This window comes from Streptomyces sp. NPDC005898 (assembly GCF_040629635.1).
Lineage (GTDB): Bacteria > Actinomycetota > Actinomycetes > Streptomycetales > Streptomycetaceae > Streptomyces.
In genome coordinates, this window is the sequence record NZ_JBEXWC010000011.1 from 14,429 (window position 1) to 31,848 (window position 17,420).

The 17,420-nt window shown below is 70.9% G+C and carries 18 protein-coding genes and 4 tRNA genes; 16 read left to right on the forward strand and 6 right to left on the reverse strand.

Going from position 1 to position 17,420, the window contains the following annotated elements; translation table 11 throughout:
- Window positions 1–25: 25 nt before the first annotated feature.
- The 9 genes from ABZ385_RS16750 to serS all read left to right on the forward strand — a co-directional run bounded on the left by ABZ385_RS16750 (window position 26) and on the right by serS (window position 7,864).
- Window positions 26–1,336 carry an aminotransferase class III-fold pyridoxal phosphate-dependent enzyme gene (locus ABZ385_RS16750; protein WP_358584373.1) on the forward strand — a complete coding sequence of 437 codons (1,311 nt, stop codon included), beginning with the start codon at window positions 26–28 and terminating at the stop codon, window positions 1,334–1,336.
- Window positions 1,337–1,338: 2 nt separating this feature from the next.
- Entirely contained in the window at window positions 1,339–1,815 is a 477-nt protein-coding gene (locus tag ABZ385_RS16755) for an SRPBCC family protein (protein ID WP_358584374.1), read from the forward strand.
- Window positions 1,816–1,836: 21 nt separating this feature from the next.
- Window positions 1,837–2,379: a hypothetical protein gene (locus tag ABZ385_RS16760; protein WP_358584375.1), complete on the forward strand. Its 543-nt coding sequence runs from the start codon at window positions 1,837–1,839 to the stop codon at window positions 2,377–2,379.
- Complete coding sequence (locus tag ABZ385_RS16765) at window positions 2,376–2,930, forward strand: flavin reductase family protein (protein ID WP_358584376.1); 555 nt, start codon at window positions 2,376–2,378, stop codon at window positions 2,928–2,930. The genes ABZ385_RS16760 and ABZ385_RS16765 overlap by 4 nt, the downstream gene beginning before the upstream one ends.
- A complete protein-coding gene (locus ABZ385_RS16770; RefSeq protein WP_358584377.1) occupies window positions 2,927–3,910 on the forward strand; it encodes a VlmB-like protein in 984 nt (327 codons plus the stop codon). Before ABZ385_RS16765 ends, ABZ385_RS16770 begins: the two co-directional genes overlap by 4 nt.
- Window positions 3,907–4,929 carry a beta-ketoacyl-ACP synthase III gene (locus ABZ385_RS16775; RefSeq protein ID WP_358584378.1) on the forward strand — a complete coding sequence of 341 codons (1,023 nt, stop codon included), beginning with the start codon at window positions 3,907–3,909 and terminating at the stop codon, window positions 4,927–4,929. The genes ABZ385_RS16770 and ABZ385_RS16775 overlap by 4 nt, the downstream gene beginning before the upstream one ends.
- Window positions 4,930–5,004: 75 nt before the next feature.
- On the forward strand, window positions 5,005–5,238 hold the full coding sequence (locus ABZ385_RS16780; RefSeq protein ID WP_127911495.1) for a phosphopantetheine-binding protein: 234 nt from the start codon (window positions 5,005–5,007) through the stop codon (window positions 5,236–5,238).
- Complete coding sequence (locus ABZ385_RS16785; RefSeq protein ID WP_358584379.1) at window positions 5,238–6,458, forward strand: beta-ketoacyl-[acyl-carrier-protein] synthase family protein; 1,221 nt, start codon at window positions 5,238–5,240, stop codon at window positions 6,456–6,458. The genes ABZ385_RS16780 and ABZ385_RS16785 overlap by 1 nt, the downstream gene beginning before the upstream one ends.
- Before the next feature lie 128 nt (window positions 6,459–6,586).
- A complete protein-coding gene (serS, locus tag ABZ385_RS16790; protein ID WP_358584380.1) occupies window positions 6,587–7,864 on the forward strand; it encodes a serine--tRNA ligase in 1,278 nt (425 codons plus the stop codon).
- A 92-nt stretch (window positions 7,865–7,956) separates the two neighbouring features.
- Here serS and fabI read toward each other — a convergent pair whose 3' ends face one another.
- The 6 genes from fabI to ABZ385_RS16820 form a co-directional block, all read right to left on the reverse strand.
- Window positions 7,957–8,721, reverse strand: a complete 765-nt coding sequence (gene fabI / locus ABZ385_RS16795) for an enoyl-ACP reductase FabI (protein ID WP_358584381.1) — start codon at window positions 8,719–8,721, stop codon at window positions 7,957–7,959.
- Window positions 8,718–9,044 (reverse strand): ferredoxin, encoded by a 327-nt coding sequence (fdxA, locus tag ABZ385_RS16800; protein WP_358584382.1) that lies wholly within the window; start codon window positions 9,042–9,044, stop codon window positions 8,718–8,720. The genes fabI and fdxA overlap by 4 nt, the downstream gene beginning before the upstream one ends.
- Before the next feature lie 34 nt (window positions 9,045–9,078).
- A complete protein-coding gene (locus tag ABZ385_RS16805) occupies window positions 9,079–10,506 on the reverse strand; it encodes an MFS transporter (protein WP_358697102.1) in 1,428 nt (475 codons plus the stop codon).
- Window positions 10,506–11,606 carry an acyl-CoA desaturase gene (locus tag ABZ385_RS16810; protein ID WP_358584384.1) on the reverse strand — a complete coding sequence of 367 codons (1,101 nt, stop codon included), beginning with the start codon at window positions 11,604–11,606 and terminating at the stop codon, window positions 10,506–10,508. Before ABZ385_RS16810 ends, ABZ385_RS16805 begins: the two co-directional genes overlap by 1 nt.
- A 202-nt stretch (window positions 11,607–11,808) precedes the next feature.
- On the reverse strand, window positions 11,809–11,973 hold the full coding sequence (locus ABZ385_RS16815) for a hypothetical protein (RefSeq protein WP_358584385.1): 165 nt from the start codon (window positions 11,971–11,973) through the stop codon (window positions 11,809–11,811).
- A 50-nt stretch (window positions 11,974–12,023) separates the two neighbouring features.
- Window positions 12,024–13,016: a DUF2156 domain-containing protein gene (locus tag ABZ385_RS16820; protein ID WP_358911955.1), complete on the reverse strand. Its 993-nt coding sequence runs from the start codon at window positions 13,014–13,016 to the stop codon at window positions 12,024–12,026.
- 186 nt (window positions 13,017–13,202) lie between these two features.
- Between ABZ385_RS16820 and ABZ385_RS16825 the strand changes: the two genes are divergently transcribed.
- The 7 genes from ABZ385_RS16825 to ABZ385_RS16855 all read left to right on the forward strand — a co-directional run bounded on the left by ABZ385_RS16825 (window position 13,203) and on the right by ABZ385_RS16855 (window position 17,383).
- Window positions 13,203–13,295, forward strand: a tRNA-Leu gene (locus ABZ385_RS16825).
- Between the two features lie 30 nt (window positions 13,296–13,325).
- Window positions 13,326–13,418, forward strand: a tRNA-OTHER gene (locus tag ABZ385_RS16830).
- A 30-nt stretch (window positions 13,419–13,448) separates the two neighbouring features.
- A tRNA-Leu gene (locus ABZ385_RS16835) sits at window positions 13,449–13,541 on the forward strand.
- Window positions 13,542–13,571: 30 nt separating this feature from the next.
- Window positions 13,572–13,667, forward strand: a tRNA-OTHER gene (locus tag ABZ385_RS16840).
- A gap of 398 nt (window positions 13,668–14,065) precedes the next feature.
- Window positions 14,066–14,857, forward strand: coding sequence for an AfsR/SARP family transcriptional regulator (locus tag ABZ385_RS16845; RefSeq protein WP_358584387.1), 792 nt, complete (start codon window positions 14,066–14,068; stop codon window positions 14,855–14,857).
- Window positions 14,858–15,357: 500 nt separating this feature from the next.
- Complete coding sequence (locus ABZ385_RS16850; protein WP_358584388.1) at window positions 15,358–15,789, forward strand: hypothetical protein; 432 nt, start codon at window positions 15,358–15,360, stop codon at window positions 15,787–15,789.
- A 49-nt stretch (window positions 15,790–15,838) separates the two neighbouring features.
- Window positions 15,839–17,383, forward strand: a complete 1,545-nt coding sequence (locus ABZ385_RS16855) for an acyl-CoA carboxylase subunit beta (protein WP_358911957.1) — start codon at window positions 15,839–15,841, stop codon at window positions 17,381–17,383.
- Window positions 17,384–17,420: the final 37 nt, after the last annotated feature.

The window sequence follows — 17,420 nt, forward strand, 5'->3', positions numbered from 1 at the left end:
ACCGCTTCTTTGGAGTGAGAAACCTGTGACCGTAATCCAGGAAAACCCGGCTGCCGCGGCAGGCGCGGTCTCCGCGGCCGACACCGAGGCGGAGGTCCTCGGCCTGTACCGCGCCCACCTGAGCAAGGGCCGCGCCACCCTCGCCGAGCTGTTCGGCAGCCACATGGAGGTGGCCTCCGAGGGCGCCTGGCTCACCACGAGCGACGGCGAGCGCTTCCTCAACGCGGGCGGCTACGGCGTCTTCATCATGGGCGCCCGCCACCCCATCGTGATGGAGGAGGTGGAGCGCCAGCTCCGTACGCACCCCACCGCCACCCGCATCCTCCTCGAACCGACGGTGGCCCGCGCCGCCGAGGCCCTGGTCTCCGTCATGCCCGAGGGACTGGACCGCGTGCACTTCGGCCTCTCGGGCGCCGAGGCCGTCGAGACCGGCCTGAAGCTGGCCCGCGCCGGCGGCTTCAAGCGGACCGTCTCCATGCGGGGCGGCTACCACGGCAAGACGCTCGGTGCCCTCTCCGCCACCGCGAAGGAGGTCTACCAGGCGCCGTTCCGGCCGCTGATCCCCGACTTCCACCACCTGCCGTTCGGCGACACCGACGCCCTGGCGGCGGACCTCGCCGCCCACCCCGGTCAGACCTGCGTCATCCTGGAGCCCGTCCAGGGCGAGGGCGGCGTCATCATCCCGCCCAAGGGCTACCTCAAGCGCGTCGAGGAACTCGTGCGCGAGCACGGCGGCTTCCTGATCCTGGACGAGATCCAGTCCGGCTTCGGCCGCCTCGGCGAGTGGTGGGGAGCGGACTTCGAGGACGTGCGCCCCGACGTCCTGCTCGCCGGCAAGGCGCTCGGCGGCGGTGTGCTCCCCGTCTCCGCGGCCGTCGCCACCCGCAAGGCGTTCCGCCCCTTCGACAAGGACCCCTACATCCACACCGCCACCTTCTCGGGGCAGCCCGTCCTGATGGCGGCGGTGCAGGGCGCGGTGCGGGCCATGAAGGAGGACCGCCTGGTCACCCGGGCCACCGACCTGGGCGCCGCGCTGCTGCCGCGGATCGCCGAGATCGCGTACCGCAACATCCCCGAACTCGTCGTCGACGTGCGCGGCCAGGGGCTGCTCATCGGCGTGGAGCTCGTCGAGGCGGGTCTCGCCGGCGAGCTGCTCATCGAACTCTTCAACCACGGGGTGGTCGCCAACCACTCCATGAACGGCAGCTCGGTGGTGCGGTTCACCCCGCCCGCCGTCCTCAGCGACACCGACGTGGAGTTCCTCCTCAACTCCTTCGACCTGGCCACCCGCGACCTTCTCAGCGGTGCGGCCACCATGCCGGAAGGCGGTAACTGATCGTGCGGCACGTAGAACTGGAAGCAGTGGTCCCCGCGGAGCAGGTCTCCACGGTCTTCGACTCCGTGATGCGCTGGGAGAAGTACCCGGACCTGGCGCCCCACGTCAACTCCACCACGGTGCACGCCACGCTGCCCGAGACGGCGTGCAGTTCCAGCTGGGAACTGCACTTCCGCAGCGGGCTGCTGCGCTGGACCGAGGACGACACCTTCCTGCCGGAGCAGGGCGAGATCCGCTTCGAGCAGTCGGACGGCGACTTCGACTCCTTCACCGGCACCTGGGCGCTGACGCAGTCCGGTGACGACGTCGCCGTGCGCTTCGACGCCGACTTCGACTTCGGCATCCCGAGCCTGGAGGGCATCCTCGACCCGATCGCCGAGCGGGTCATCAAGGAGACCGTCGCCTGGTCGCTCACCGGCCTGTTCCCCGGCACGCGGATCGCGGGCGGCATCGAACTGTCGCAGCCCGCCGCCGCCTGAGACCACAGCCAGGAGCTGACCATGGACCAGGCCAATCCCTTCGAGACGCCGAAGACGTACTCCCTGCACCGCGCCGAGTATCTGGTGGGCTTCGCGGTCTCCACCGGGCTGCTCATCGCGCACATCGGCGAGATCCGCTGGATACCGGCGGTCGCGCTCTTCCTCTACATCGACCTGATCGGCTACATCCCCGGCGCCATCGCCTTCAAGCGCAGCGGCGGGAAACCGATCTCCAAGGTGTACTACGTCCTCTACAACGTGATGCACAGCCTCATCACCCAGGCCGCGGTGGCCGCGCTGTGGTGCTGGCTGATCGGACCCGAGTGGGCGCTGCTCGTGCTGCCCTTCCACCTCTTCGGCGACCGGGGCCTGTTCGGCAACTTCATGAAGTCGTTCGCCCTGCCCTTCGAGCCGGTGCGCCAGAGCGGCTATCTGCGGCTCCTGGACGACCTGGGGATCGAGCACCCCAAGCCGGTCGGCCACGCGCAGGACCCGGAGCCGGTCGGGCACATCGTCAAGCTGCCGCAGCAGGCGGCCCGGGCCCGCGAGGAGGCACTGCGATGAGCACCCTCACCCCGCTGCGCCGCCCGGTGCGCCAGGACCCGGCGGAGCGCCGCCGGGCGCTGTACCACCTGGCGTCACCGGTGTCGGTGCTGACCGTCGGCCACGCCGGCCGGCTGCACGGCACCACGGCGAGCACGGTCACCCTCGTCTCCCGCGAGCCGCTGCTGATCGGGGTCGCGCTGCGGCCCGGCTCGTCGTTCGCGCGGCTCGCCGCCGCCGAGGGGCGCTTCGTGGTCAACGTCCTGGACGGCACGCAGGGCGACCTGGCGCGCTGGTTCGCGGACAGTTCGCGCCCCGACGGCAGCGCCCAGTTCGACGGCCTGCCCTGGACGCCCGACTCCTACGCCGGCGCGCCCCGGCTGTCCGGGGCGCTCGCCCACTACTCCTGCCGGGTGCACTCCTCGCACCGGGCGGGCGACGGCGAGGTGCTGCTCGGCTACGTCGTGCGCGCCGGCGCCGAGAGCGGCCCGCCGCTGTTCAGCTACGCGGGCGACCTCGTCGCAGGCGCCCTGCATCCCGCCCGCACCACGAAGGAGACATCGGCATCATGACCGGTTCTGTGGCCCCCGAGGCCGACTGGGACAAGGCCCCCGGCTTACTCGACGGCGCGAAGGAACTCACCCTCGGGCCCGACGACTGCGACCTCGCCTACTGGTTCACCTCCGTCGCCCAGGGCACCCTGCGCGACCGCGGCGAGACCGGGCACCACGCGAACGCGACGGTCCCCGACTTCCTGAAGGCGCCCGGCCCGCTGCGCGACGCGCTGGTCCTGGAGTTCGGCTTCCGCGGCCTGTCCGAGGAGATCGCGACCCGCCTCCTCGGGCACTACGTGGCGCTGGCCCCGGGCGTGCCCGAGATGGAGTTCTACGCCACCCAGCTCATCGACGAGGCCCGGCACGCCCGCGTCTTCCGCAACCACCTGGTGGAGCTGGGGCACCCCGCGGGCACCCTCCTCAAGGACATCGACGAGATGGCCGCGGACTACCGCAAGCGCGTCCTGGACCCGGTCGTCGACTTCACCCTCGACATCGTCCGCGACCAGGCCGACTTCGCCGGCGGCGTCGCCGTCTTCGCCATCGTCATCGAAGGGGTGCTCGCCCCGGCCGCCGAGCTGAGCGAGCGCAAGTGGACCCCGCTGTCCCCGGCCACCGGGGAGATCTCGCGCGGCACCGCCATCGACGAGATCCGCCATCTGACGGTGGCCAGCACCATCCTGCGCGACCACATCGTGGCCCACCCCGAGTACCGCCCGCGCCTGATGGAGATCCTGCGCGCCGGGGTCAAGCTGTGGGACGAGATCCCCGACCGGGAGTTCGTCATCCACCGCGAGGAGCTGTTCCAGAAGGGCATGGCCGACCACGCCGACAAGATCGGCGACTACGAGATCTGGCCCGGCGTGCGGATGCTCGACACCACCCCCGAACAGCGCTACGACATGGCCGAGCAGTGGACCGACGAGATGGCCGAGTCCCGCATGGCGTACATGGGGCTGCCCGTCGAGGTCCTCAGCAGTCCGGAGCCGGGCGCATGAGCGGCGCGGCCCGGCCCCTCGGCCGGTCGGCGGTGATCTGCGGCATCGGCTCGTACGTGCCGCCGAACAAGGTGACCAACGACGAGCTCTCGCAGCGCCTCGACACCTCCGACGCGTGGATACGCTCCCGCACCGGAATCGCCGAGCGCTACGTGGTCTCGCCCGGCACCGCCACCTCCGACCTGGCGGTGGAGGCCGGTCTGCGCGCGCTGAAGTCGGCGGACACCGAACAGGTGGACGCCGTCGTCCTGGCCACCACCACCCCCGACCAGCCGTGCCCGGCGACCGCGCCGACGGTGGCGGCGCGCCTCGGACTCGGGCAGGTGGCGGCGTTCGACGTGGCCGCCGTCTGCTCCGGGTTCCTCTACGGGCTCGCCACCGCCTCCGGGCTGATCGCCGCGGGGCTGGCCGAGCGGGTGCTGCTGGTGGCCGCCGACGCGTTCACCACCATCGTCAACCCCGAGGACCGCACCACCGCGGTGATCTTCGCGGACGGCGCGGGGGCCGTGGTCCTGCGGGCCGGGGACGCCGGTGAACCCGGCGCGGTCGGGCCGCTGGTCCTCGGCAGCGACGGTGAGCTGAGCCATCTCATCGAGGTGCCGGCCGGCGGCTCCCGGCAGCGCTCGGCGGGCACCGCGCCCGAGCCGGGCGACGAGTACTTCCGGATGCTCGGCCGCGACACCTACCGGCACGCGGTGGAGCGGATGACCGTCACCTCGCAGGAGGCGGCCGAGCGCGCCGGCTGGCGGCTGGCGGACGTCGACCGGTTCGCCGCCCACCAGGCGAACGCCCGCATCCTCGACTCCGTCGCGGAACGGCTCGGCCTCCCCGCCGAGCGGCAGCTCACCAACATCGAGCAGGTCGGCAACACCGGCGCCGCCTCGCTCCCCCTGCTCCTGTCCCAGTCCGCCGCCGACGGCCGGCTCACCGCCGGGCACCGAGTCCTGCTCACCGCGTTCGGCGGCGGACTCTCCTGGGGGGCCACGACGCTCGTCTGGCCCGAAGTGCAGTCCGTCTGACGCCCACCGGCGCCGGCGGCACCTCCTCAAGACCCGTACGCCGAACGGCGCGTACGCCTTTCGAAAGGGATCGTCATGATGCTGGAGCAGCTCAAGGAAATCCTGTCCAACAAGCTCAAGGTGTCCCCCGAGGCCATCACGCCGGAGGCCACCAGGGACGACATCGAGCTGGACTCGCTGGCCGTGGTGGAGCTGTCACTGCTGCTCAAGTCCGAACTGGACATAGACGTCAGCGACGACGACCTCCTGGAGGCCGAGACCGTGGCCGACATGGTGGAACTCATGGAGACGAGGAGCGCGAAGGTCTGATGGCCGGCATCGACATCGCCGTCACCGGGCTCGGCCTCGTCACCCCGGGCGGTATCGGGGTGGGGCCGAGCTGGGCGGCGGTCTGTGAGGGCCGGTCGGGCGCGGCGTTCGATCCCGTACTGGCGGACAATCCGGTACGGATCTCCTGCCGGGTGCCCGGCTTCGACCCCGAAGCGCTGTTGACGGCCCGCAGGGCCCACCGCCTGGACCGTTTCGTGCAGTTCGCGCTGGTCGCCGCGCGTGAGGCGATCGCTGACGCCGGGCTCGACCCGCTGACCTGGGACGGCGCCCGGGTCGGGGTGGTGCTCGGCTGCGCGGACGGCGGCCCCGGCACGGTCGAGGAACAGCACGCCGTCCTACGGGAGAAAGGCGCCGACCGCGTCTCGCCGCTGCTGCTGCCCATGCAGCTGCCGAACATGCTGGCCGGTCAGACGGCCATCGAGTTCGGGGCGACGGGACCCAACCTGGTGGTGGCCACGGCCTGCGCCTCCGGGGCGACGGCCATCGGCACGGCGCGGGACCTGCTCGCGCTCGGCCGCTGCGACGTCGTCCTCGCGGGCGGCAGCGAGGCCATGATCACGCCGTTGGTGATGGCCGGGTTCGCGCAGATGGGCGCCCTGTCCCGGCGCGAGGACGACCCCACCCACGCCTCGCGTCCCTTCGACGCGGAGCGGGACGGGTTCGTCGCGGGTGAGGGCTCCGGGATCCTCGTCATGGAACGCGTCGAGGACGCCCGGGCCCGCGGGGCGCACGTGCACGGCCGGATCATCGGCTACGGCGCCACCGCGGACGCCCACCACATGACGTCCCCGCATCCGGACGGCGCCGGGGTGGAGGCGGCGGTCCGCGCGGCCCTCGCCGACGCCGGCGCCGACCCGGACGAGGTCCAGCACGTGAACGCCCACGGCACTTCGACGCCGCTCAACGACGTCGCCGAGGCGAGGATGATCAAACGGACCCTCCAGGGGGATCCGCTGGTCACCTCGACCAAGGGCGTGACCGGGCATCTGCTGGGCGCGGCGGGCGCGGTGGAGGCCGCGTTCACGCTGCTGAGCATCGAGCACGAACTGGTGCCGCCCATCGCCAACCTGGTCATGCCGGACCGGGAGGTCGACATCAAGCTGGCGTACTCGGCGACCTCCATGCCCATCGATCTGGCGCTGAGCAATTCCTGCGGGTTCGGGGGGCAGAACACCGTCCTGGCCCTCGCCCCCGCGTGAGCACCGGAGCCGACCCGCTCCCAGCCCCGCCCCCTCCCCTGCCCCGGCAGGAGCCGCAGCCGCCCCTCGCCAGGGGGGCGGCTCGGCGCATCTCCCCCGCCCCGCACCGCGAGACCCCAGGAGAAGCCATGCACGATCCGCGCGAACTGATCGCCGCCGGACCCGAGGCGGTGCGGCGTCTGGCCCGCCGCCGGCACGACCTCGACCTGAGCGCGCTGGACGCGGCCCACCGCGGCCGGGCCGACGCCCAGGCCGAGGTGACCCGGCTGCGCACCGAGGCCAACCGCGCCACCCGCGAGCGCAGGTCCGGGCCGCCCTCGGAGGAGGAGAAGGAGGCGGCCCGCGCGCTGCGCGCCGACGTGCAGCGGGCCGAGGCGGCCGCCAAGGAGGCGGGCAAGCGCCTCGCGGACCTGGTCCTGACCATTCCCAACATCCCGCTGGACACCGTGCCGGACGGCGACTCCGAGAAGGAGGCCGTGGAGGTGCGCCGGGGCGGCCCGCCCGCGTGCGAGGCGTCCGACGCCCGCCACCACGCCGACATCGGCGAGCGGCTCGGCATCTTCGACGGCAAGGCCGCGGCGCGGCTCTCCGGGGCCCGCTTCACCGTGAGCCGCGGTCCCGGGGCCCGCCTGGAGCGGGCCCTCGCCGACTTCTTCCTCGATCTGCACACCGGCGAGCACGGCTACACCGAGCACTCGGTGCCGTTCCTCGTCAACCGCGACACCATGACGGGCACCGGGCAGCTCCCGAAGTTCGCCGACGACCTGTTCGCCACGCAGGTCGGCGAGCGCGAGCTGTTCCTGATCCCGACCGCCGAGGTCCCGCTCACCAACCTCCTCGCGCAACAGACCCTGGACGCCCGCGAGATGCCGTACGCGTTCACCTCCCGCACCCCGTGCTTCCGCGCCGAGGCTGGGGCCTACGGCAGGGACACCCGGGGCATCCTGCGGCTGCACCAGTTCGAGAAGGTGGAGCTGGTGCGGGTCTGCGCGGCCGAGGACGCCCAGGAGGAGCTCGAGCTCATGCTGGGCCACGCCGAGGAGTGCCTGCGGCGCCTGGGCCTGTCCTACCGGGTGGTGCTGCTGCCGGCGGGCGATCTCGGTTTCTCGGCCCGGATGACGTACGACATCGAGGTGTGGCTGCCGGGCAGCGGCTCGTACCGCGAGATCTCCTCGGTCTCCGACTGCGGCACCTTCCAGGCCCGGCGCGCCGGCATCCGGTGCCGCACGGCGGACGGCCGCAAGGAGTACGCGGCGACGCTGAACGGCTCGGCGCTGCCCATCGGCCGCACGGTGGCCGCGCTCCTGGAGCAGGGCGCCCGGCCGGACGGCTCGGTGGAGCTGCCCGAGGCCCTCATCTCGTACACCGGGTTCCGCAGGATCCTGCCCGACGGCACCACCGAGTGACCCAGCCGGCCGGCCCGGGCACGACGAATGGGGGGGAGTTCAGGTGATCACCTGAACTCCCCCCCATTCGTTGTGGCCTCGCGGGCGCCGGGTCACGCGCCCATCATGTGGGCCCCGCCGTCCACGTGGACGATCTCGCCCGTCGTACGGGGGAAGAAGTCCGACAGCAGCGCGACGATGCCGCGGGCCGCCGGGTCCGGGTCGGTGAGGTCCCAGCCGGCCGGGGCGCGGGTGTGCCAGTCGTCCGCCAGCTCGGAGAAGCCGGGGATGGACTTGGCGGCCATGGAGCGCAGCGGCCCCGCGGCCACGAGGTTGCAGCGCACACCGCGGGCGCCGAGGTCCCGGGCGAGGTAGCGGCTGGTGGACTCCAGCGCCGCCTTGGCGACGCCCATCCAGTCGTACTTGGGCCAGGCGACGCTCGCGTCGAAGGTGACGCCCACCACCGAGCCGCCGCGCGGTTCCATGAGCGGCAGGCAGGCGGTGGTCAGGGACTTCAGGGAGTACGCGGAGACGTGCACGGCCGTCGAGACGTCCGCCCAGCTCCCGTCGAGGAAGTGGAAGGCGCCGGGCGGACCGTAGGCGATGGAGTGGACGACGCCGTCGAGGCCGTCGACGTGCTCGCGCAGGCGGTCGGCGAGGCCGTCGAGGTGGTCCTGGTCGGTGACGTCCAGCTCGACGACCGGGGCGGGCTTCGGCAGCAGGCCGGCGGTGCGCTCGATCAGGGAGAGCCGCCCGAACCCGGTCAACACGACCTCGGCGCCCTCCAGTTGGGCGATGCGGGCCGCGTGGAAGGCGATGGACGCCTCGGTCAGGACGCCGGTCACCAGGACGCGCTTGCCCGCGAGGAGGCCGCTCATGACGCGACCACCGCCCGCGGCAGCGCGGCGACCAGGTCGGAGTCGTGGGGCAGGGCGCCGAGCGCGGCGGCGCCGCCGGGCGAGCCGAGCCGCTCGAAGAAGGCGGCGTTGGAGGCGCGGTGGTCGCCCCAGTCGCCGGGCACGTCGTCCTCGAAGTAGATGGCCTCCACGGGGCAGACGGGTTCACAGGCCCCGCAGTCCACGCACTCCTCGGGGTGGATGTAAAGGGCGCGGCCGCCTTCGTAGATGCAGTCCACGGGGCATTCGTCGATGCAGGACTTGTCCTTCACATCGGCGCAGGGCTGAGCGATGACATAGGCCATGCGGGATTCCTCCTTGTCGCGGCGGGGCGGCTGATCAGCCGGCGGGCAGACGGTCGACCGAGGCGCCGGTGGTGCGCTCGCCCAGGGTGAGGACGGTCACCGCGAGCGCGGTCATCACGGCCGCGATGACGCCGAACAGCGCCCCCGGCCCGTAGGTCTGCAGGACCGGCAGCAGGGCGAACGGCAGGGCCGCGGCGCTGAGTTTGGACAGTGAGTACGCCGCGCCGGACGCGGCCGCGCGGATGGCGGTCGGGTACTGCTCGGCGAGGTAGACGTGGCTGACGCTGGAGAAGAGGTTGCTGCACACGGTGTAGACGAAGCCGAAGGTCATGACGAGCGTCGGCGAACCCGCGTAGCTGAAGCCGAGTCCGGCCACGACCATCGCGCCCGCCGAGGCGACCACCAGCTTCTTGCGCTCGACGCGGTCGATGATCGGCAGCGCGAGCGCGGAGCCCACGGGGTAGCCGAGGAAGCACACCGCGGTGAAGCCGAGGCCGGCGACGATCCCGTACCCCTTGGCGGCGAGGATCTGCGGCGCGAGTGTGCCGAAGCCGTAGTAGCCGACCGTGGAGAGCGAGCAGAAGATCCAGAGCATGGTGGTGCGCCGGCGCAGGTGGGGCTGGAAGATGTCGCGCAGCCTGGGCGTCGTGCCCGGATCGTGCCCCGGGCCCTCCTCGACTCCCGGGTCGGGGTCGGCCTTGCGCAGGTCGGCCGCCGTCGAGGCCGCCGCCGCGGCCGGGACCTCGGCCTCCATGCGGGAGACCAGCTCCTCCGCCTCCGCCTCGCGGCCGACCGTGGCAAGCCAGCGCGGGGACTCGATGAGCCGCCTGCGCAGCACCCACACCACGGCCGAGCCGAGCGCCCCGATGACGAAGAGCCAGCGCCAGCCGTCGATGCCGAGTGGGGTCAGCGGCACCAGCCACAGGGCCGCGAAGCCCACGGCGGGCACCCCGCAGAAGGCGAGGGTGTAGGCCCAGGCGATGTACCGGCCGCGCTTCTTCGCGGGCAGCACGTCCGACAAGTAGCAGTCGGACAGGGACTGTTCGGCGCCGATGCCGATGCCCGCGAAGAATCGCGTGGCGATCAGCCAGGCCGCGTTCGGCGAGAAGGCGCCGAGCAGCGAGAAGCCCGAGTAGATGGCGAGGTTGATCAGGAACGCCCGGCGCCGCCCGTACCGGTCGGCGATCTTGCCGAGCAGCAGCGAGCCGATGAACTGGCCGATGAAGGCGGAGGCGAGGACCAGCTTCAGCTCGGTGGCGCCGAAGGCGAAGTCGTTCTGGAGGACCTTGGCGATGGTGCCGGAGAGGTTGTTCTCGAACGTGTCGAAGAGCAGCCCGACGCCGATCACCGCGGTGATGCTGCGGTGGGTCGGGGTGATCGGCATCCGGTCGAGCCGGGCGCCGATGGAGGCGCCCGGCGTAAGGACGGCCGGAGCCGCCGGTCTGGTGACGGTGTCGGTCATCAGGCGGCTCGCCCGACGTGCGCGTCGACCTCGCCGCGGCGGACCGGGGCGCTGACCTCGTGCAGGTAGGAGGCCACCTCGCGGTAGGAGGCGAAGAAGCCGACCTCGTGGTAGGGCACCCCGCGCTCGGCGCAGTACTCGCGGGTGAGTTCCCGGGCCCGCCCCAGGTTCTTCTGCGGCATGGCGGGGAACAGGTGGTGCTCGACCTGGTAGTTGAGACCGCCGTACAGGAAGTCGATGAACCAGGACGGACGGATGTTGCGCGAGGTCAGGACCTGGCGCTCCAGCCAGTCCAGGGTCTCCTCGTCACCGTCGCGCACGTCCATGCCCTTGTGGTTCGGGGCGAAGATCATGCCGAAGTAGACGCCGAGGGTGGCCTGCTGGACCAGGATGAAGGCGACCCCGAGGACCGGCGACAGGACGGTGAAGACGCAGGTCAGATAGATCGCGGCCCGCGCTATGAGCAGCGTGGACTCCAGGACCGGACGCTTGGTGAGGCCCTGCGCGATCGACTTCACGGCCGTCTTGTGCATCTTGAACGACTCGAGGACGAGCAGCACGAAGAAGAGCACGCTCTGGTAGCGCACGATGAAGCGCTGCCGGGGGGTGCGGGTCGCGTACTGCTTGATGTCGAAGATCGCGGTGCGCCGGCCGATGTCCGGGTCCATGTCGAGGTGGTTGGGGTTGCTGTGGTGGCGGTTGTGGTGGTTGACCCACCAGCCGAAGCTGACGCCGTTGACGAAGTTGGCGTGGAAGTAGCCGACGGCGGAGGCGGCCCGCTTGTCGCGGAACATCGCCTTGTGTCCGGCGTCGTGCCACATGAAGGAGGACTGGCCGCCGCACAGGCCCATCCACACCGCCACGGCGAGCTGCCACCACGAGTCTCCCAGCAGGAAGAACGCGGTGAGCCCGGCCACGAGCAGCGAGGTGTTGCGGATCAGGCGCCCCACGTAGTACCGCGGGTTCAGGTCGAGCAGCCCCTCCGCCTTGACGCGTTTGAGGAGCTCGGAGAACGTGGCGGATGCCCCGGTGCGCTGCGGGACGTCGGTGCGCTGCGGGGCTACGGCGACACCGGTCTCTTGGACGTGCGGACGCTGCATACGAAGCTCTCCTCGGAAGAAGTGCCCGAACCGGGCGACGGCGCCCGCCCGGCGCACGGGACCCGCTGGAGCACGGTGCGACTGAGCGCGTGCGGTGCCCCATCGGACGGACGCCGGGCGAACGTGTGTGCAGCGTTCCGTGGAGCGCTGATGTGGCGCTGATGCTGAGCTGATCGGCCAGGTCGCGGCGCACCTGCCGCGATCAGTCCGCCGGGTCGGGCTCGGCCCGCAGCAGGGCGTCCAGGTCCCGCACCACGGCGTCCGCGGCGCGGGCGACGTCCTCGTCGTCCGGGGCGCCGATGACGCCCATGAGCTGTTCCACCATGGTGTGCTTGAGCGCGTCGACGGTCTGCGCGTTGTCACTCATCGTTCATCCACTCCTTTTCGCGTTGAGTCTGCTCGGTACTTGATGTGCCGTCAGAAGGCGTTGCAGGCACGGAAGATGTGGGCGAAGGAGGCGAGCGAGGCGGGCCCGTCGAAGGCGACGTACTCCGGGATGACCGCGTCGGGTGCCCACTTGTGCTTGTACGAGAGCTGCGTCTGGGCCGGGTAGAGCGCGGCGCCCTCGGCCCACAGGGCGTGCATCAGCCACTGGAAGGCGGGGCTGTGCCCGTCCAGTTCGTTGGCGGCGTCCAGCCCGGTGAAGGGCGTGAAGCCGAAGTGCAGCCACTGCACGCCCTCGCCGCGGAACACCTCGATGGCGTGCGCGTTGATGGCCTCCATCAGGCCCGGCGACCCGTCCGGCACGCGCCGGCTCAGATCGTGCATCCAGCCGGCGCGGGCGCCGTAGACCGGGGAGTACGAGATGTACGCCACGGGCTCCCCGGCGATCGTGCCGACGAACAGCCGCCGCTCCTGCTGCGCCTCGCCGCCGATCTCGCCGACCAGGAACTCCAGGGGGCGGGCCGCGCCCTTGCTGGAGAGCCAGGCGCCGTCGATCGTCTCCAGCGCCTGACGCCAGGCGCCGGCCTCGACCTCCTGTATCTGCAGGCCGTTGCGGTAGGCGCGGGAGATCTTGTTGCGCAGCTGCATGAAGCGGGTGCCGCGCAGGGTGAACTCCGGGAGGCTCACCGCCCAGGAGGCGCCGATCTGGTTGACGGTGTAGCCGCGCGCCGCGTAACGCTCGGCGTCGTCGCGCTGGAGCTGGACGCCCACGTGGGTGAGCCCCTGCTCCTTGACGTGGTCCCGGAAGCCGTCGAGGAGGCCCTCGTACTCCTCCGGGCCGGCGAAGGGCCCACCGAACTGGACGGCGAACCGGCCGGTCCTGCGGTAGACGACGACACCGTCGGAGCCGGGTCGCGTGAAGGTGCTGTTGCCACTGTTGAGCGCGAGGAACGCGCTGGGATTCTCGGCCCGCGTATAAGTGCGAACAGCCTGGAGAATCGGGTTTTCCACTACGGTCACGGTCATGATCCGTTTCCCTTTCGGCAGCCGTTGCGGTCGTTGAGAGTAGAGCACCGCCGCCCCTTTGATGGGAAGGGCGAAAAGCTTACGAGGCAGGTCCGTGACGACACGTCAGCAGGGCGTCAGCCGCTCGTCAGAACCACCTGGCAATGTTCTTCTCGTGAACGGAACGGGAAACCGGGCCGGGAACACGGAGAGGTGCCCGGAGTGGCTTATCGGGGACCTCGGGCTCAGCCCAGGTCGGGTCCCTCGGGGCCCACGCAGGTTCGAATCCTGCCCTCTCCGCAGGCACGAAACTCTGTGCCGGTACGACCAGGAGAGGTGCCCGGAGTGGTTTATCGGGGACCTCGGGCTCAGCCCAGGTCGGGTCGCTCGCGACCCACGCAGGTTCGAATCCTGCCCTCTCCGCAGGCACGAAACTCTGTGCCAGTACAACCAGGAGAGGTGCCCGGAGTGGTTTAACGGGGACCTCGGGCTCAGCCCAGGTCGGGTCCCTCGGGGCCCACGCAGGTTCGAATCCTGCCCTCTCCGCAGGCACGAGATTCTGTGCCGGTACGACCAGGAGAGGTGCCCGGAGTGGTTTAACGGGGACCTCGGGCTCAGCCCAGGTCGGGTCGCTCGCGACCCACGCAGGTTCGAATCCTGCCCTCTCCGCCAGCGGAACATGGACTTCCACACCTACTTCGCCGGGCCTCCCCCGCCCCGGTGAAGCGACCGCCCCGGCGCCCCGCGACAGCGGCTGGACCGCCGGGGCGGGCCTATGTCCGAGGGACACGCGCATCTTTTCCCGGACGAACCCCCAGGTCAGCCCCGTATTCAACTACCTGAGGCGACTCGTTCAAAAAAATACCTTCCCAAAGGAATGATACCGTGAGAGGGTCTTCGCTGGAAGGGAGTCAGAGGGTGCACCCCTGCCTCCCCCCGGCTGGGGACACCCAGAGATCGCCACGCCGACCTCCACCCGCGGTCCCCCACACCGCAGCACCGATGGCCCTGGCGACCCGGAAGGTGAACCGCCCCGACGTTGCAGCAACGAAAGCCAAGGGGGAAACGGCATGCTGAGCTTTTCCATTCTCGGAGCACTGCAGATCCGCACCGCGTTAGGTTTCGCGGAGATCTCTGGAGACCTCCAACGGAATCTCATCCAGACCCTGCTCGTCAGCGAGGGCCGCCCGATTTCGGGAGAGATCCTCGTGGAGGAAATGTGGGGCGACTCCGTCCCCGACAAGCAGGCCAATGCACTGCAGGCACATATCAGCAGGCTCCGCCGGAAACTGAAGAGCCTGGAACCGGATATTCCGGTTTCCCGGGTGACCATTCACCCTTCGGGTTACCGGCTCACCATCCATGAGGGCGAGTTCGACGCCGCGGAATTCACGAAGGCGGTCCGCCAGGCGGAGGCGGCGGGGGCCTCCGATCCCGGCGCCACCGCGGACCTGCTGGGCCGGGCGCTCGCGCTGTGGCGGGGCCCCGTATTCGGCGACTTTCCCGGCGGCACCATTTGCCAGCTGGCCTGCGCCCGTTACGAGGAATACCGCATGCGGGCCATGGAGCTGCGTTTCGAGGCAGAACTGCGGCTGGGTCACCACGCGTCGATGCTCGCGGAACTGCACGAGGCGCACAGTAATCACCCTCTGCGGGAACGCTTCTGCGAACAGCTGATGGTCGCCCTGTACCGCTCGGGCCGCCAGGCAGACGCCCTCAACGTCTACCGCGCCATGCGCCGCCATCTCTCGGACGAACTGGGCATCGACCCGTCCCCCGCACTGCGCGACGTGGAACACGCGATTCTCGCGCACGATCCGGCGCTGACGGGCGCCGCCCGCACCCTGCTCCAGCCGGCCTGACCGGGTGGCGGCCCCTTTCACGGGGCCGCCGTCCGTCACCTCGTACGCGGGGGGGGGCGCCACGCCGCTCTCCCCTTCCCCCTATATGGGCGAGGCCTCCCTACATGGGCGAGGCCTCCGTACGAGCGAGGCCTCCGATGGCACGCGGGGCAACGGCCCAAGACCGGCAACCGCCCAACCACCGGCGGACGCAGCCCGACCGGACGGCGCCCGACCGGACGGCGCCCGACCGGACGGCGCCCGACCGGACGGCGCCCGACCGGACGGCGCCCGACTGGGCGGAACCCGACGCACCGCCACCACCCCCAGGCCCCCGCACGGCCCCGTCACCGCAGGTCGACCCCCCATACACACGGCGTCAGCGCCCGGTCAGCGGCACTTGTCACCATGTGAACGGAAAGCGGGCGCCCGCCCTCCGCGCGGACCCCCCGTACGCGTCCCGGTATGCGTCCCGCGCGGCGCGCATGAACCCCCAACCACCGTATCCACCAGGAGTTTCCATGACCACGAGCCAGACCTCCGCACGCCTTGGAACCGCGGCCACGAACTCGTCCGCCGCGCGCCCGCTGCGTCTGTTCCTCGGTCTCGACGCCGCCGTCACGGCCGGCAACGGCCTGATCTACCTGATCGCCGCCGGCCCCGTCGGAGACCTCCTCGACATGAACACCGGCTTCCTGCGCGCGATCGGCGTCTTCCTCACCGTCTACGGCGTCCTGGTCGGCCTCCTCGCCGCCCAGCAGGTGCCGTCCGCCACCGCCACGAAGGTCGTCATCGAGGCCAACCTGCTGTGGGCCGTCGCCAGCGTCGCCACCGCGATCTTCGGCTGGTTCGACCCGAACACGATCGGCACCGTGTGGATCCTCATGCAGGCCGTCGTCGTCGGCGGGTTCGCCGTGCTCCAGATCAGCGGCCTGCGCAAGCTCACCAACTGAACCGCGCACAGCGTCCCCGGTGACGGCAGCGCAACGGGTAAGGGGAGAGATGAAACTCCACGTCGCGGAGCTGGCGGCAATCCGGGAGCAGGTCCACGCAGGCCCCGGTGAACCGGCCACCGCCGCTCAGAAGGCCAAGGGCAAGCTCACCGTGCGCGAGCGGATCGCGCTGCTCCTGGACGAGGGTTCGTTCCGCGAGGTCGAACCCTTGCGCCGGCACCGGGCGACCGGTTTCGGCCTGGAGGCGAAACGCCCGTACACGGACGGTGTCGTCACCGGTTGGGGCACGGTCGAGGGCCGGACGGTCTTCGTCTACGCGCACGACTTCCGCATCTTCGGCGGCGCGCTCGGCGAGGCGCACGCCACGAAGATCCACAAGATCATGGACATGGCCATCGCGGCCGGTGCGCCGCTGGTCTCCCTGAACGACGGCGCGGGCGCCCGTATCCAGGAGGGCGTCTCCGCGCTCGCCGGCTACGGCGGCATCTTCCAGCGCAACACCAAGGCGTCCGGTGTCATCCCGCAGATCAGCGTGATGCTGGGCCCGTGCGCGGGCGGCGCCGCGTACAGCCCGGCCCTCACGGACTTCGTGTTCATGGTCCGCGAGACCTCGCAGATGTTCATCACGGGACCGGACGTGGTGAAGGCCGTGACCGGCGAGGAGATCACCCAGAACGGCCTCGGCGGCGCCGACGTCCACGCGGAGACGTCGGGCGTCGCGCACTTCGCGTACGACGACGAGGAGACGTGCCTCGAAGAGGTGCGGTACCTCCTCACGATGCTGCCGTCGAACAACCGCGAGAACCCTCCGGCGACCACCACCGACGACCCGTCGGACCGCACCTGCGAGCCGCTGCTCGACCTGGTGCCGGTGGACGGCAACCGCCCGTACGACATGCACCGGGTCATCGAGGAACTGGTCGATGAGGGCGACTTCCTGGAGGTCCACGAGCGTTGGGCGCGGAACATCATCTGCGCGCTGGCCCGTCTGGACGGAAAGGTCGTGGGCATCGTGGCGAACCAGCCGCAGGCCCTGGCCGGCGTCCTGGACATCGAGGCCTCCGAGAAGGCCGCACGGTTCGTGCAGATGTGCGACGCGTTCAACATCCCCATCGTCACCCTCCTGGACGTCCCCGGCTTCCTGCCCGGCGTCGACCAGGAACACGGCGGCATCATCCGCCACGGCGCGAAACTCCTCTACGCCTACTGCAACGCCACCGTCCCCCGCATCTCCCTGATCCTGCGCAAGGCCTACGGCGGCGCCTACATCGTCATGGACAGCCAGTCCATCGGCGCCGACCTCACCTACGCCTGGCCCACCAACGAGATCGCCGTGATGGGCGCCGAAGGCGCCGCCAACGTCATCTTCCGCCGCCAGATCGCCGCCGCCGAGGACCCCGAAGCCATGCGCGCCCGCATGGTCAAGGAGTACAAGGCCGAACTGATGCACCCCTACTACGCCGCCGAACGCGGCCTGGTCGACGACGTCATCGACCCCGCCGAGACCCGCGAGGTCCTCATCAACTCCCTCGCGATGCTCGCCAACAAACACGCCGACCGCCCGGCCCGCAAACACGGCAACCCCCCGCAATGACGCACCCGCGCTGACCCGGACAGGCACGCGGTGACGC

Coding starts and splice junctions, on each gene's coding strand:
- ABZ385_RS16760 (WP_358584375.1), top strand. CDS start 1,837: ATGGACCAGGCCAATCCCTTCGAGACGCCGAAGACGTACTCCCTGCAC.
- ABZ385_RS16765 (WP_358584376.1), top strand. CDS start 2,376: ATGAGCACCCTCACCCCGCTGCGCCGCCCGGTGCGCCAGGACCCGGCG.
- ABZ385_RS16770 (WP_358584377.1), top strand. CDS start 2,927: ATGACCGGTTCTGTGGCCCCCGAGGCCGACTGGGACAAGGCCCCCGGC.
- ABZ385_RS16775 (WP_358584378.1), top strand. CDS start 3,907: ATGAGCGGCGCGGCCCGGCCCCTCGGCCGGTCGGCGGTGATCTGCGGC.
- ABZ385_RS16780 (WP_127911495.1), top strand. CDS start 5,005: ATGATGCTGGAGCAGCTCAAGGAAATCCTGTCCAACAAGCTCAAGGTG.
- ABZ385_RS16785 (WP_358584379.1), top strand. CDS start 5,238: ATGGCCGGCATCGACATCGCCGTCACCGGGCTCGGCCTCGTCACCCCG.
- serS (WP_358584380.1), top strand. CDS start 6,587: ATGCACGATCCGCGCGAACTGATCGCCGCCGGACCCGAGGCGGTGCGG.
- fabI (WP_358584381.1), bottom strand. CDS start 8,721: ATGAGCGGCCTCCTCGCGGGCAAGCGCGTCCTGGTGACCGGCGTCCTG.
- fdxA (WP_358584382.1), bottom strand. CDS start 9,044: ATGGCCTATGTCATCGCTCAGCCCTGCGCCGATGTGAAGGACAAGTCC.
- ABZ385_RS16805 (WP_358697102.1), bottom strand. CDS start 10,506: ATGACCGACACCGTCACCAGACCGGCGGCTCCGGCCGTCCTTACGCCG.
- ABZ385_RS16810 (WP_358584384.1), bottom strand. CDS start 11,606: ATGCAGCGTCCGCACGTCCAAGAGACCGGTGTCGCCGTAGCCCCGCAG.
- ABZ385_RS16815 (WP_358584385.1), bottom strand. CDS start 11,973: ATGAGTGACAACGCGCAGACCGTCGACGCGCTCAAGCACACCATGGTG.
- ABZ385_RS16820 (WP_358911955.1), bottom strand. CDS start 13,016: ATGACCGTGACCGTAGTGGAAAACCCGATTCTCCAGGCTGTTCGCACT.
- ABZ385_RS16845 (WP_358584387.1), top strand. CDS start 14,066: ATGCTGAGCTTTTCCATTCTCGGAGCACTGCAGATCCGCACCGCGTTA.
- ABZ385_RS16850 (WP_358584388.1), top strand. CDS start 15,358: ATGACCACGAGCCAGACCTCCGCACGCCTTGGAACCGCGGCCACGAAC.
- ABZ385_RS16855 (WP_358911957.1), top strand. CDS start 15,839: ATGAAACTCCACGTCGCGGAGCTGGCGGCAATCCGGGAGCAGGTCCAC.